The organism is Actinoplanes sp. NPDC023714 (assembly GCF_040639855.1).
In the GTDB taxonomy this organism is placed as follows: Bacteria; Actinomycetota; Actinomycetes; order Mycobacteriales; family Micromonosporaceae; genus Actinoplanes.
This window is the reverse complement of record NZ_JBFAAR010000002.1, coordinates 1370156-1383057: the sequence shown is the minus strand read 5'-3', so window position 1 is coordinate 1383057 and position 12902 is coordinate 1370156. Positions and strand designations below refer to the sequence as shown.

The 12902-nt window shown below is 72.9% G+C and carries 14 protein-coding genes; 9 read left to right on the top strand and 5 right to left on the bottom strand.

Features of this window, described 5'->3' with window-relative positions; genetic code table 11:
- Positions 1-5: 5 nt before the first annotated feature.
- From AB0G10_RS14625 to AB0G10_RS14615, 3 genes are all read right to left on the bottom strand, one after another.
- Positions 6-131 (bottom strand): keywimysin-related RiPP, encoded by a 126-nt coding sequence (locus tag AB0G10_RS14625; RefSeq protein WP_360920278.1) that lies wholly within the window; start codon positions 129-131, stop codon positions 6-8.
- Between the two features lie 131 nt (positions 132-262).
- On the bottom strand, positions 263-1108 hold the full coding sequence (locus AB0G10_RS14620; protein ID WP_360920276.1) for a hypothetical protein: 846 nt from the start codon (positions 1106-1108) through the stop codon (positions 263-265).
- A 57-nt stretch (positions 1109-1165) separates the two neighbouring features.
- A complete protein-coding gene (locus AB0G10_RS14615) occupies positions 1166-1909 on the bottom strand; it encodes a copper homeostasis protein CutC (RefSeq protein WP_360920273.1) in 744 nt (247 codons plus the stop codon).
- Between the two features lie 53 nt (positions 1910-1962).
- Between AB0G10_RS14615 and AB0G10_RS14610 the strand changes: the two genes are divergently transcribed.
- From AB0G10_RS14610 to AB0G10_RS14570, 9 genes are all read left to right on the top strand, one after another.
- A complete protein-coding gene (locus AB0G10_RS14610; RefSeq protein WP_360920271.1) occupies positions 1963-3366 on the top strand; it encodes a family 43 glycosylhydrolase in 1404 nt (467 codons plus the stop codon).
- A 16-nt stretch (positions 3367-3382) separates the two neighbouring features.
- On the top strand, positions 3383-3763 hold the full coding sequence (locus AB0G10_RS14605; RefSeq protein ID WP_360920268.1) for an SRPBCC family protein: 381 nt from the start codon (positions 3383-3385) through the stop codon (positions 3761-3763).
- Positions 3763-4197 carry a hypothetical protein gene (locus tag AB0G10_RS14600; RefSeq protein ID WP_360920266.1) on the top strand — a complete coding sequence of 145 codons (435 nt, stop codon included), beginning with the start codon at positions 3763-3765 and terminating at the stop codon, positions 4195-4197. The genes AB0G10_RS14605 and AB0G10_RS14600 overlap by 1 nt, the downstream gene beginning before the upstream one ends.
- Before the next feature lie 9 nt (positions 4198-4206).
- Positions 4207-6288, top strand: coding sequence for an ATP-binding protein (locus AB0G10_RS14595; RefSeq protein ID WP_360920263.1), 2082 nt, complete (start codon positions 4207-4209; stop codon positions 6286-6288).
- A 37-nt stretch (positions 6289-6325) separates the two neighbouring features.
- Positions 6326-6703 (top strand): STAS domain-containing protein, encoded by a 378-nt coding sequence (locus tag AB0G10_RS14590; RefSeq protein WP_360920261.1) that lies wholly within the window; start codon positions 6326-6328, stop codon positions 6701-6703.
- A gap of 535 nt (positions 6704-7238) precedes the next feature.
- On the top strand, positions 7239-9245 hold the full coding sequence (locus tag AB0G10_RS14585; protein WP_360920258.1) for an AAA family ATPase: 2007 nt from the start codon (positions 7239-7241) through the stop codon (positions 9243-9245).
- Positions 9246-9308: 63 nt separating this feature from the next.
- Entirely contained in the window at positions 9309-10721 is a 1413-nt protein-coding gene (locus AB0G10_RS14580; RefSeq protein WP_360920257.1) for an FAD-dependent monooxygenase, read from the top strand.
- An 87-nt stretch (positions 10722-10808) separates the two neighbouring features.
- Positions 10809-11027 (top strand): alpha/beta hydrolase, encoded by a 219-nt coding sequence (locus tag AB0G10_RS14575; RefSeq protein ID WP_360920255.1) that lies wholly within the window; start codon positions 10809-10811, stop codon positions 11025-11027.
- A complete protein-coding gene (locus tag AB0G10_RS14570) occupies positions 11024-11407 on the top strand; it encodes a VOC family protein (RefSeq protein ID WP_360920252.1) in 384 nt (127 codons plus the stop codon). Before AB0G10_RS14575 ends, AB0G10_RS14570 begins: the two co-directional genes overlap by 4 nt.
- Before the next feature lies 1 nt (position 11408).
- On the opposite strand, the gene AB0G10_RS14565 is transcribed toward AB0G10_RS14570, so the two are convergent.
- Positions 11409-12575, bottom strand: coding sequence for a putative peptide maturation dehydrogenase (locus AB0G10_RS14565; protein WP_360920249.1), 1167 nt, complete (start codon positions 12573-12575; stop codon positions 11409-11411).
- A 6-nt stretch (positions 12576-12581) separates the two neighbouring features.
- Entirely contained in the window at positions 12582-12899 is a 318-nt protein-coding gene (locus AB0G10_RS14560; RefSeq protein ID WP_360920246.1) for an NHLP-related RiPP peptide, read from the bottom strand.
- Positions 12900-12902 lie beyond the last annotated feature (3 nt).

Genomic DNA, 12902 nt, shown 5'->3' with positions numbered 1-12902 from the left:
GAACGTCAGTTCTTGGAGAGGATGAGGCGGTCGTTGCCGTGCCGCCCGAGCAGGCCGGTCTCGGTCCGGAACTCACCGAGCGCCTTCGCGGTGGGGGCCTCGTACGGGCGCTTCACGGTGGTCTTCTTCATGGATCGACTCCCTTTCGTGTGACGGAACGGCCTCGTGATCTGGCCGTTTCGAGAACGTTAGAGCCGATTTGCGCATTTTTCTTCGCGCACACGCCGGGGGTTCCCCGTTAGAGGCCCGCGTTTTCCGGCCATCAGGCGGACTCGGCGTACTCCGCGATCAGGCAGCCCGCGTAGTAGGTCTTGAACAGCACGGTCGCGACCTCCCGCCACCGGCGGTTCAGGCACAGCACCCGGACCGCGAAGTACGGCACCGGCACGTCGTCGGCCAGCTCCTGCCAGTAGTGCCGGTCCGGCAGCCACACCGGCTCCCGGGACATGGCGATCAGGGTGCGGCGGTCCTGGTCGGCGATGCCGGGCAGGGTGGTGGCGAGCCGGCGCAGCAGCAGGTCGCCGTCGTGGTGGATCCGGCGGATCTCCGGCTGCCAGGGGCGCAGGCCGGTGAAGTAGCCGCGCAGCAGGATCCCGGCGGCCTGCGGGGCCCGGTCGGTGTCGGTGGCGCCCTCGAAGACCCGCTCCAGGATCGCCATGAGCCGCTCCGACAGCCGGTTCACCTGCTCGGCGGCCCGTACCAACTCGGTGGCCGCGCCGGCGTCACCCGGATCCACCTCGATGCCGTCCGGCTCCGGGGCGGGGTGCCGCAGCGGGGTGCCGCGGTCGCGGGGCCGGCCCGCCGCCTCGGCGTGCAGATACATCACCACGACCGCGACGATCGCCGCGACCGCGACCACCGCGATCAGGCAGAAGAGCGCCAGCAGCGCCTTGAGCCCGACGCCGAGCCCGGTGACCGTGACGTCCCGGACCGCCTCGTAGCGGATCAGTGCCCAGACGAACAGCCCCAGCGCCGCGATGATCAGGGTCCAGCGGACCAGCAGGCGCAGCGCGCGGGCGGCGAGGAGGGCAAGGAAGACGCCGGCGAAGAGCGCGGTCAGCGGATCGCGCAGCACCTTCAGGGCGGTGTCCCAGCCGGACCAGTCCATCCCCTCAGTAAGACACCGGTCCCGGACCCGCGTCGATGTCGGATGCCGGACCCGGGGTCAGCGGCCCAGCGCCGCCAGGATCCGCTCGACCTGGGCCTCGTCGGTGGTCTCGCGGGTGGGGGCGCCGGCCGGGGCGGCGGTGCCGAGGCCCACCGTCACGGTGTCGGCGACCGTGCGTTTCGCGGAGGCGTGTATCGCGGCGACGCCGGTGGCGACCAGGTCGGGGACGAGTTCGGGGTGGACGCCGCCGCCCGCCATGATCTCGATGCCACCCGCGGCCGCGCGGACCAGGGAGGCCAGGGCCGGCAACGCGTGGCCCACGGCGTCGGCGCCGGCCGAGGTGAGCACCCGCCGTACCCCCGACGTGGCCAGAAGGTCGAGCGCCGATGCCGGATCGGGGAGCGTGTCGAAGGCCCGGTGGAAGGTGACGTCGGCGCCGCCGGCCTCTTCGATGATCCGTTTCAGCAGGTCGGTGTCGATCCGGTCGCCGCGGACGCCGCCGATCACGACGCCGTGCGCGCCCGCCGACAGCACGTGGCGCACGTCGCGGACGATCAGATCGCACTCCTCGGCGTCGTAGTCGAAACCGCCCGGCCGCGGGCGCACGAGGACGTGCACCGGCGGGATGCCGGGCGTGCCGGCGGCGGCCTCGACCAGGCCGAGCGACGGGGTCAGGCCGCCGACCGCGAGCGCGGCGCACAGCTCGATCCGGTCGACGGGGAGGCGGGCGGCCACCGACAGGCCGTGGATGTCCTGGACGGCGAGTTCAAAAGCGGGAAGCACCACATCAGTATCGATCATCGAATCCGGGGCATGATCGTGCTTGGGAATCCATCGACCCCCGTGGAGATGACATGATCCTTCGCTCGGTGACCGCCGTCGCCGCAACGCTCACCCTGGCCGCGAGCCTGCCCGTCGGCCCTTCCCAGGCCGCCACCTCAGCGGCACCAGCCGCCCCGGCGACCACGGAGAAAACCGCCGCGCCCTCGCCGATCGTCCCGGTCATCGACCAGAACTTCGCCGACCCGGACGTCATGAAGGCCGGCCGCACCTACTACGCCTACGCCACCAACAGCGCGGGCCGCAACATCCAGTGGGCCACCTCCACCGACCTGGTCACCTGGCAGGTGCAGCAGACCGACGCGCTGCCGCAGCTCGGCGCGTGGGCCGACCCGGACTGGTCGTTCCCGCCCGGCGGGCCCGACGACCACGGCGTCTGGGCGCCGGAGGTGTTCCAGGCCGGGCCGCGCAGCTTCGTCATGTGGTACACGGCGCACGACCGCGCGTCCGGCAAGCAGTGCATCGGCGCGGCGACCGCCACCACGCCGGGCGGGCCGTTCACGCCCCACGACACCGCGCTGGTCTGCACCCCGGAGATCGGTGGCGCGATCGACGCGTCCTCGTACACCGAGAACGGGCGCCGCTACATCCTGTGGAAGAACGACGGCAACTGCTGCGCCCAGGACACCTGGCTGCGCCTGCAGCAGGTCAGCGCCGACGGGTTGCGGCGCATCGGCGCCGAGATCCAGTTGATCAAGCAGAACAAGCCGTTCGAGGGCACCCTCGTCGAGGCGCCGACGCTGGTCAAGCGGGCGGGCACGTACGTGCTGTTCTACTCGGCGAACTTCTTCGGCAACGGCAGCTACGTCAGCAGCTATGCGACGGCGCCGAGCCTGCGCGGCCCGTACACGAAGGCTCCTGCGCCCTTGATGACCACCGACGCGTTCGCCGGAGCCGTCCGGGGACCCGGCGGCCAGGACGTCGTGACCGGGCCGGACGGCAGGGACCGGATCCTCTTCCACGGCTGGAACGCCGATTTCACCTACCGGGCCGTGTACTCGCAGCGGCTCCACTGGCAGGGCAGCCGGCCCATCGTCGAAGGCGCCAAGATCCGGTACGAGGCCGAGGACGCCGACTTCGCCCGCGCGAACGCCCGGTATGCGGCGGGCGGCGCGAGCAACGGTGTGGTGGTCGGCGGCATCGACTTCGCCGACAGCCGGGTGTCGTTCACGGTCTACGTGCCGCGCGCCGGCGACTACCGCCTCTTCACCCGCTTCGCCAACGGCACCGACTCCGGCGCGGCGAGCCACAGCCTGACCGTCAACGGCGTCGCGTCCGGCACCGTCGATTACCCCTTCACCGGCTGGGACAATTGGCAGACCACCGAACGCGTCGTCACCCTCAAGAGCGGGAACAACATCATTTCGTACGGGAAGAGCACCGGGTTCGCGGAGCTCGACGCGATCGACGTCGCCTAGGTCCTGAGGACGGTTCATGCGGGTGGCAGTGACCGGGCCGTGCCCGGCGGACGAGGTGTGGGACCGCTATGTGCGCCCGCACCGGTGGCCGGAGTGGTCGCCGCAGATCCGGTCGGTCACCTACCCGCACGAGGAACTGCGACCGCGGACCGCCGGCGTCGTGCGCGCCGCCGGGGGTCTGCGGGCCGGTTTCGCCGTGCTGGACGTGGTCGCTTCGGGCCCCGTACGGATGTGGTCCTGGTCCGTCTCGATGGCCGGAATCCGGCTGCGGCTGCGGCACACCGTCGAGGCGACGAAGGAGGGAACGCGGACGGGGCTGACCGTCGGCGGGCCGATGCCGGTGGTGCTGCTCTACCTCCCGCTCGCCCGCCTGGCGCTGCGAAGGCTGGTCGCCTGATGCCCGGCCGGCGCTACAACTGCCGGTGCGGCAAGAAGCGTTACCGCGACGAGGCGTCGGCGCTCGCCGCGGCCGCCGGCGATCGGGAAGCGCACGGCGGCGTCGTCACCGTCTATCGGTGCCCGGGCGGCCTCGCCTGGCACCTGACCACCCGGGGCTTCGTGCCGGAGGCGCTGCGCACGGTCGGCAGGAGGCTGGCCCACGAGCTCCTGACCAGGGAGGACGTCGACCTCGACGCCCTCTTCGACGAACGGCGCCGGAGGAGAGCCCAACGCTGCGTCGCGGAGATGGCGGCGATCGGCCTCGTGCGCGTGGAGGAGTCCGGGCTGGTCGTGCTGGATCGGGAAGGACTCGCCCGGGTCGTGCAGATCGGCCTGGACGCCTGCCGGCAGGAGCGGGCGGTAACACCTGCCCGATGCGACGAGTACGGATAAAGTGGCTTTATGGGCGATTCGTCCGATCGGCTGGACTACGAGGCGCTGTTCCGCGGCACACCGACACCGGTGGTCGTCCTCGACCCGGACCTGAGGTTCGTCGAGGCGAACGACGCCTACCTGGCGGCGACGATGCGGTCCCGGGACGATCTCGTCGGCCGGCCGTTCGACGAGGCGTTCCCCGACAACCCGGACGATCCGGACGGTGGCGGCCCGGCGGCGTGGGGCGCCTCGCTGCGCCGGGTGCTGCGCGAGCGCGTCACCGACGTCATGGCGATCCAGAAGTACGACATCCCCCAGGTCACCGGCGGGTTCGCCACGCGGTACTGGGCGCCGGTGAACGCGCCCATCCTCGGCCCGGACGGCGAGATCCGATGGATCGTGCACCGCACCGAGGACGTCACCGCCTACATGCGGGACAAACGCGCCGGCGCGCTGCTGGAGGCCGCGGTGTTCGATCGGCGCCGGCTGGAGCAGGACAAGCAGACCCTGACCGCGGTGGTCGACAGCCTGGACGTGGCAGTGGTCGGCTGCGACGGCGACGGCCGTCCGGTCCTCACCAACGAGGCGGCCCGCCGGCTGGTGGGTGACCGGCTCGACGGGGTGCCGGTGGCACAGTGGCCCCGGCGGCTGCACCTGCACCACCCGGACGGCAGCCCGATGGCCGGGGAGGAACAGCCGCTGGTGCGGGCGCTGGCGGGGGAGCGGGTGCGCGACGTCGAGGTCGTGGTGCGCCCGCCCGGGAAGCCGCAGCGGATCTTCCGGGTGAACGGCCGTCCGGTCACCGGCCGCCCCGGGCTGGCCGCGGTCGTCGCCATGCACGACGTGACCGTGCACCGCCGCGCGGCCCGGCTCCGGGAATGCGAGTTCACGGTCGCCGACCTGCTGTCCCGGCCCGACCCGGCGGACGAGCTGATACACGAGGCCGTCCGGGTGATCGGCGGCATGATCGGATGGGCGGCCACCGAGTTCTGGGACGTCGACGAGGTGGCCGGTGTGCTCCGGCGGATGGCCAGATGGACCGAGGCCGGCCGGAACCCGCCCGCGGGCCTCCCCGAACCGCTGTCGTACGGCCAGGGCCTGCCCGGACGGGCGTGGCAGACCACCCAACCCGTCTGGGCCGAGGACCGGGGCGGCGCCGCTCTCGCCGTTCCGATTCCCAGCGGCTCCACGGTGCTGGGCGTCCTGGTCTGCTACGGCGGGACCACCGAGGCTGCCGACGACGTGTGGACCGCCGTGCTCGTCGGCATCTCCGCCCACATCGGCGAAATGCTGGAACGCCGCCGCGCCGAACGCCTCGTCGCCGAGCTCGACCGCACCCGCGACGACTACATCGCGCTGGTCGGGCATGAACTGCGCACCCCGCTGACCAGCATGCAGGCCTACGCCGAGATGATGCTCGACGAACCGGGCCTGACCGGCGAGCACCGGGAGATGCTCGAGGTGGTGAGGCGCAACTCCGCCAAACTGCACACCATCGTCCTGAAGCTGCTCGACGTCGCCGGGATGCGCTCCGGCCGGGCCGACCTGGACATCCAGCGAGCCGATCTCGCCGCCGTGGTGCACGCCGCCGTCGACGCCGCACGGGATGAAACGGATATTCCTGTCGTCATCGAGGTCAACACCCCCGACACGGTCCCGCTCGACGGCGACCCCGACCGGCTGCGCCAGGTCGTCGACGAACTCCTCGCCAACGCCTTGACCTGGGCCGGCGCCGGCAGCGTCGTCGGCGTCCAGGTGCACGCCGACGACCGGACCACCTCGCTGGCCGTGTCCAACACCGGCGCGCCGATCCCCGGCGACGAACGTGCCCACCTGTTCGACCTGTTCTTCCGCGGCGGCGCGGCCGCGCATCAGGGCGTGCCCGGCTCCGGCCTCGGCCTCACCCTGGCCCGCGCCATCGTCGACCAGCACGGCGGCACCATCGCGGTGAGCGAACCCGACGAGGCCGTCACCACCTTCACCGTCCGCCTGCCGACCCGGCACCCCGCCGCCCGCCTGCCCGACCGGCATCCCGCCGCCGGCCTGCCCGACCGGGACCCCGCTGTCACGCCGGAAGGGCGTTCCGGATCACAGCGGGGCGGGAGGTGACGCGACCGGCCTCCGTCGCGCGGCTAGCGTAAGGCTGATGCGGTGGACGAGAGGCGGGAGCGGGCAGATGGCGACCGGTGAGCACGTGTCGTTGACGTTGGAGCCGTCGGTGGCGGTGGTCCGCGTGTCCGGTGACGTCGACCTCGACACGGCGGTGGAGCTGTGGGCGGTCCTCGAGGAGGCGGTGTCGGCGCGGCCCGGCGTCGTCGTCGACCTCAGCGACGCCGGGGTGGTGGACTCGACGGGCGTCGGCGCGCTGGTGCGCGGCCGGAACGCGGCCCGGACCCGGTCGGGAGAGCTGGTGCTCGCCGGGCCCTCGACCTTCCTGCGCACGGTCCTCGAGACGATGCGGCTCACGTCGGAGTTCCCCACCTATGCCACTGTCGACGAGGCGGTCGGCTCCCTCAAGGCCTGATTCCCCGGCCACGGACGGTAGACGATCATCCCGGATCGCGGCGGACCGGCGCGGTCGCCTGACAGCGTCGTGTCATGACCGATCTTCCAGGCGACCCTTGACGAGGCGTTCCGGCCATGGCGCACCGATCCGGCGTTCCTCCCGCAGACGGATCTCGAGCATCCGGGCGTCACCGCCGCGACGCCGGAGACATCGCGGTCTTCTGGCAGTTCGGTGACCAGACCGTGATCGGTTCGCGCGCGTCGTGGCCGGCCGGAGAGGGACCGGGACGGCACCACGATCTGCGTTCCGCGGGGCGGCGACGCCAACGCCTTCCGGGGCACGGCTGGCGACTTCGCCGAGCTGATCGGGACTCCAGGCCGCACCTAAGAGCGACCTAGCTTTGCGTGTTGAGTTCGGGTTCGGATCGCGCCCGTATTCAACACGCGCGGGGTGGTTTCGCGGTGTGTGTTGAGTTCGGGTTCGGGGGCGTGGGGAGTGTCGGGCCGCTGACGGGTGCTGGCCCGCCACGGCCGGAGAGGTCGACACTGGGCCGGTGGCGGCTAACGTCCTCGGGGACGTCATCGAGCGGGCGCGGCGGCGGGACTTCGTCGGCCGGCGTGCGGAGTTGCGGGCCTTCGACGACGCGCTGAGCGGGCGGTCGCCGCGGCGGGTGCTGTTCGTGCACGGCGCCGGCGGGATCGGCAAGACGACGCTGCTGCTGGAGATGGCGGCGCGGGCCCGGGCGGCCGGGCGGGATCCGGTGCTGCTGGACGGCCGGGAGATCGACCCCTCACCGGACGGATTCGCCCGGGCCGTGCCGGCCATGGAAGCCGGGATCCTGCTCGTCGATTCGTACGAATACCTGGGGGTCATCGACGTCTGGCTGCGCCGCGCATTCGTCCCGGCGTTGCCGGCCGACGGCGTCGTGGTCTTCGCCGGCCGGGAGCCGCCGCCGGCCGCCTGGCGCGTCGACCCGGGCTGGCGGGAGGTGGTCGCCGTGCACCGGGTCGAGCACCTCGACGCCGGCGACAGCGCGGATCTGCTGGCCCGGGCCGGTGTGACCGGGACGGCCCGGCAGCGGCTGCTGGCGCTGGGCCGCGGCCACCCGCTGACGCTGGCGCTGCTGGCCGACGTCGCCGGCGGTGGGGCGGTGCCGGCGAGCCTGGCCGAGGTGCCGGATCTGATCTCGGTGCTGCTCGAGTCGCTGCTGCGCGACGCGCCGTCGGAGGCGCACATGACCGGGCTGGCGACCTGCGCGCGGGCCTGGCTCACGACCGAGGACCTGCTGCGCCGCACGGTCGGCGCGGACGCGCCCGAGGTGTGGCAGTGGCTGCGGCGGCGGCCGTTCGTGCAGTGCCGGCCGGCCGGGCTGACCCCGCACGATCTGACCCGGGAGATCCTGGAGGCGGAGTTCGAGCGGCGGTCGCCGGAGCGCTACCGGGAACTGCATCGGATCGTGCACGACCATGCGGTGGCCGGGGTGCGGTCCACCACCGGCGTGGACCGGCAGATGCTCGCCCAGCAGCTGGCCTATCTGCATCGCCGCAGCCCGCTCACCGACACCTACTTCACCCTGCGCAGCCAGGGCACGGCCGTGGTGCTGCCGGCCGTGCCCGAGGAGCACGCCACGGTCCTGGAGCTGATCGAGCGGACCGAGGGCCGGGAGAGCGCCGTGCTGGCCGAGGGCTGGCTCGCCGACGAACCCGATCATGTGAACGTGGTGCGCACCGGCGACGGGATCGTCGGTTTCACGTACGGAATCTTCTGCCCCTGTGGTTCTCCGATGGAGAACCGGGATCCCGTCATTAAAAAGATCTTGGAGTACGTCGGAAGCACCGCACCCACGCGCCCCGGCGAGCGGGTCGACATCGGCCGGTTCTGGGCCGGGGTGCGCGACGGCCAGCGGGACATGTACGCGCAGCTGGCCGGCACCGTCACCTCCATCATCACCTGGTGCACCGAACCGCTCGCCTGGTCGTTCGTGGTGTCGGTCGAACCGGAGCACTGGGGGCCGTTCTTCGGCTACCTCGGGTTCCGGCCGCTCGTCGAGGTGACGGCCGGCGGCAGGCGGCACGTCGCGTACGGAATGGATTGGCGCCGTTTCCCGGTCGAGGACTGGCTCGCGATGATGAGCGAGCGCGAGCACCAGGGCGGCACCGGGCCGCCGCCGGACTCGGCGCTGCGCCCGCTGCCGCTGAGCCGGGCGGCGTTCGGTGACGCGGTCCGCCGGGTGCTGCACGATCTGCACCGCCCGGACCGGCTCGCCGCGTGCCCGCTCGCCGGCAGCCGGCTCGGCACGAGCGCCGGGGAGGTGCGCGCCAGCGTCGAGGCGGCGATCGGCCGGCTCGCCGGGACGCCGAAGGGCGAGCAGTCGCGGGCCGTGCTGAACCGGACGTTCGTGCGGGCCGCCCCGAGCCAGGAGGCCGCCGCGGAGGTCCTCGGGCTGCCGTTCAGCACCTACCGCCGGCACCTGGCGCGGGCGGTCGAGCAGGTGACCGAGCTGCTCTGGGCCGTCGAGATCGGCACCGCCCCGGTCGAGCGGGAATTGGGCACCGACTGACCTGGGAAGTGGGCAGCCGTCCGGACCACGATGCCGCCATCGGCACATCGATGGAGGGACGACATGGCACGGATTCTGGTACTCGGTGCGGGGCTGGCCGGCCTGACCACGGCGATGCTCCTGGCAGGCGACCGGCACGAGGTGGTGGTCGTGGAGCGCGACCCGGCCGGGCCGCCGCCGCCCGCCGACACCGAGACGGCCTGGAACGACTGGCAGCGGCGCGGCGTCAACCAGTTCCGGCTGCCGCACTTCATGCTGCCGCGCTGGTGGCACCTGGTGCGCGAGCACCTGCCGGAGGCCGGCGACGCGCTGCGGAAGGCCGGCGCCGGCGAGCTCAACCTGATCGCGATGCTGCCGGCCGACCGGCGCGGCCCGATCCGGCCCGGCGACGAGCGGTTCGACACCGTGACCGCCCGGCGGCCGGTGCTGGAGGCGGTGCTGTCGGCCGCCGCCGGGAACGCCGGGGTGACGATCCGGCGCGGTGTCGCGGTCACCGGCCTGACCACGGACGGCGGCGCGCGGGTGCCGCGGGTCACCGGCGTGCTGACCGCCGGCGGCACGGCGATCCCGGCCGACCTGGTGGTGGACTGCGGCGGTCGGCGGTCGGCGCTGTCGTCCTGGCTGCAGGCGGCGGGCGCCCGGGCCCCGGCCGAGGAACGCGACGACTCCGGGTTCGTCTACCACTGCCGGCACTTCCGGTCGGGCACCGGCGAGCTGCCGGTGGCGAAGGGCAACCTGCTGCACAACCACGACTCGCTGTCGGCGATCACGCTGCCCGGCGACAACGGCACGTGGAGCGTGGTGCTGGCCACCGCGAGCCGCGACCGGGAGCTGCGGGGCCTGCGCGAACCGGACCGCTGGCACGCGGCCGTGGCCCGCTACCCGATGGTCGCGCACTGGGCGGACGGCGAGCCGATCTCCGGCGTCGACGTGATGGCCGGCATCGAGGACCGGTACCGGCGCCTGGTCGCCGGCGGCGAGCCGGTCGCGACCGGCGTGGTCGCCGTCGGTGACGCCTGGGCCTGCACCAACCCGTCGGTCGGCCGCGGCGCCTCGATGGCGATGATCCACGCGGTGCTGCTGCGCGACCTGCTGCGCGAGGTCGACCCGGCCGACCACGACAAGGTCGCCCGCCGCTTCGACGAGGTGAGCACCCAGGTCGTCGAGCCGCTGCACCGGGGAACCGTCTGGCAGGACCGGCACCGGCTCGCCGAGATGGCCGCGGACGCCGAGGGCCGGTCCTACCAGCCCGACGACCCGCGGTGGTCGATGGCGAAGGCCCTGTTCGCGGCGAGCCTCGCCGACCCGGACCTGGCCCGCGGGTACACCTCGCTCACGGCGTTCATCGCCACCCCGGACGAGGTGTTCGGCGGTCCCGGCGTCGCCGACCGGGTGGTGGCGCTCGGCATGGGCGCCCCGCGCTATCCGCTGCCCGGCCCGTCCCGGGCCGAACTGCTCGCCGCAGTGGCCGGGTGAGCCAGCCTCGCCCTCTACCGGGCGATCCTGCCGCCGGAGTCCCCGGTCGGACCGCGGCCGCCGCTGCCTCCGATCACGGTGCCGGCCATGGGGGTGTGGAGCAGCGGCGACTTCGCGCTGATCGAGGAGGGGATGACGGGGTCGTCGCAGTACGTGACCGGGCCGTGGCGGTACGAGCGGGTGGATGGCGCCGGGCACTGGTTGCAGCTCGACGCCCCGGACGAGATCGGCGCGCTGCTGCTCGACTTCCTCGGCGAGCACGGGGCTGCGGGCAGGCCGTCCCCGCGCGTATCGTCCGGCTCGTGACCGCCATCTCCCTGATGCTCGCGGTGCCGGACGCTCCCGCCGCCTCCGCCTGGTACCAGCGCGCCCTCGGCGCCACCGAGCTGTGGAACCTCGGCTCGGTGATCGGCCTGGAGGTGGGCGGCGCGCCGATCTTCCTGGCCGAGCCGGCGAACAACCGCTGGGAGACGCCCGGCGCGCTGGGTTCCACGACGGTGCGGGTCGAGGTGTTCGTGGACGACCCGGACGCGTTCGCCGAGGCGGCCGCGGCGGCCGGGGCGGAATACCACGATCCGGTGCGCGATCATGAGGCGCCGTGGGGGAAGCACCGGCAAGGGGGCTTCTTCGATCCGTACGGGCATCTCTGGCTCGTCGGTGACCGGTCACCCCTGCGGGGAGACTGACTCAGATCGTCGTCGTGCGGGGGATGTAGGGCTCGAAGACCGGGCCGTCGGGTCCCGGGCCCGGCCGGCCGCACCCCCACAGCGCCAGCGCCCCCTCGCTGTACGGATCGAGGCCGAGCCGTTCCTCGATGTTGGCCCCGTTCACGGCGGCGGTCACGAACGCGCCGAGGCCGAGTTCCGCGCAGACCAGGGAAAACGTCTGGCCGAGGTGGGCCGCGTCCATGAGCAGCACGGCGTACGCCCGCCGGTGCTGCCGGTATTTCCAGAAGTTGCGGGAGAAGCGCGTCGTGACCAGGAACAGCGCGGCCGCGTCCCGGGTGAAGGCCTGGCCCGCGGAGAGTTCGAGGGCGAGGCTGCCGATCGCGTCCGGGGTGTGCCGGGAGAGCAGCTCCAGCGTGTGCCGTCCGGCGTCGTAGTGGTGCAGGCCCGGCTCGACGCCGTCGACGCGGCGGGCGAGCACGTACAGCTCGGTCGGGTGCATGGCGCCGCCGGACGGGCTGGTCTTGCTGAGGATCACGGCGTCCTCGGCGATCCGGCTGTAGCCGCGGCAGCCCGCCGTGTAGCGCAGCACGAGCGAGAGCTCCCCGGCGGTCAGCGGCTCGGGGGTGAAGACGCGGGTGGTGCGCCGCCGGGCCAGGGTGTCCCACAGGCCGCCGCGGCGCTCCTCCAGAGCCAGCTCCGTGACGGCGAGGGGGCGGGCGGCGGGGGCGAAGTGCGGGGGAGGCGGCCCGTGGGCGCCGATCAGCGCGCCGGTGGGGTCGGCCTCGGCAGGGGATCCGCCGGCGTCGACGTCGCGCCACTGCGTCAGGAAGTGGTAGAGCGCGGCGTGCACGTCCCACTGCCCGGCCGTCAGCGTCTCGTCGCGGCGGCGCAGCTCGCTCAGGTGGTCGTCGGGTTCGTCGCTGAGCACCAGGCCGTCGGTGGCGAGCCGGCGGAGGGCTTCGGCGTCGTCCGCGTCCCGCCGCGTCCACGATCGCGCGGGCAGGGACAGGATCAGATCCAGTTGGGTACGGGAGATCGCACGCTCGACGGCGGTGAGGGCCGAGACGGCCGTGATCTGGGGATGCGTCGCCAGCTCGGCCCGGCCGCGCAGCAGCGCCGCGACGTCGATCAGCGAACGGTCCTCGCAGCGGAGGAACACGTACCCGGTCCGCCGGAAGCGCGGCACCCGCCGTCAGCTCGGCATCTTCGCGACCCACGCCAGCGCGGGCACGAGCGGGCCGAATTTGATCAATGGGGTGGTCGGATCGAGCTGCGACGACTGTTCGGCGTTTATCGAGCTGTTCAATTGCCGGATCTCCGCGGGGGAGGGCAGCTCGACATTCTCCGGCACGAGATCCGCCGGAACGGTGATCCCGAAACGGCGGAGTTCGGCGACCGGATTCGCGGCGACCCGCTTCCGGAAATCGTCGTCGCCGGCCAGCCCGTCCAGCAACTCCCTGGCTTGTTGCGGGCTGATATTGATTCGTACGTTTGATTCCGCGTCACTCATGAT

Excerpts from the sequence above, each read along its gene's own strand:
- AB0G10_RS14625 (WP_360920278.1), bottom strand. The coding sequence starts at position 131 with ATGAAGAAGACCACCGTGAAGCGCCCGTACGAGGCCCCCACCGCGAAG.
- AB0G10_RS14620 (WP_360920276.1), bottom strand. The coding sequence starts at position 1,108 with ATGGACTGGTCCGGCTGGGACACCGCCCTGAAGGTGCTGCGCGATCCG.
- AB0G10_RS14615 (WP_360920273.1), bottom strand. The coding sequence starts at position 1,909 with ATGATCGATACTGATGTGGTGCTTCCCGCTTTTGAACTCGCCGTCCAG.
- AB0G10_RS14610 (WP_360920271.1), top strand. The coding sequence starts at position 1,963 with ATGATCCTTCGCTCGGTGACCGCCGTCGCCGCAACGCTCACCCTGGCC.
- AB0G10_RS14605 (WP_360920268.1), top strand. The coding sequence starts at position 3,383 with ATGCGGGTGGCAGTGACCGGGCCGTGCCCGGCGGACGAGGTGTGGGAC.
- AB0G10_RS14600 (WP_360920266.1), top strand. The coding sequence starts at position 3,763 with ATGCCCGGCCGGCGCTACAACTGCCGGTGCGGCAAGAAGCGTTACCGC.
- AB0G10_RS14595 (WP_360920263.1), top strand. The coding sequence starts at position 4,207 with ATGGGCGATTCGTCCGATCGGCTGGACTACGAGGCGCTGTTCCGCGGC.
- AB0G10_RS14590 (WP_360920261.1), top strand. The coding sequence starts at position 6,326 with ATGCGGTGGACGAGAGGCGGGAGCGGGCAGATGGCGACCGGTGAGCAC.
- AB0G10_RS14580 (WP_360920257.1), top strand. The coding sequence starts at position 9,309 with ATGGCACGGATTCTGGTACTCGGTGCGGGGCTGGCCGGCCTGACCACG.
- AB0G10_RS14575 (WP_360920255.1), top strand. The coding sequence starts at position 10,809 with ATGGGGGTGTGGAGCAGCGGCGACTTCGCGCTGATCGAGGAGGGGATG.
- AB0G10_RS14560 (WP_360920246.1), bottom strand. The coding sequence starts at position 12,899 with ATGAGTGACGCGGAATCAAACGTACGAATCAATATCAGCCCGCAACAA.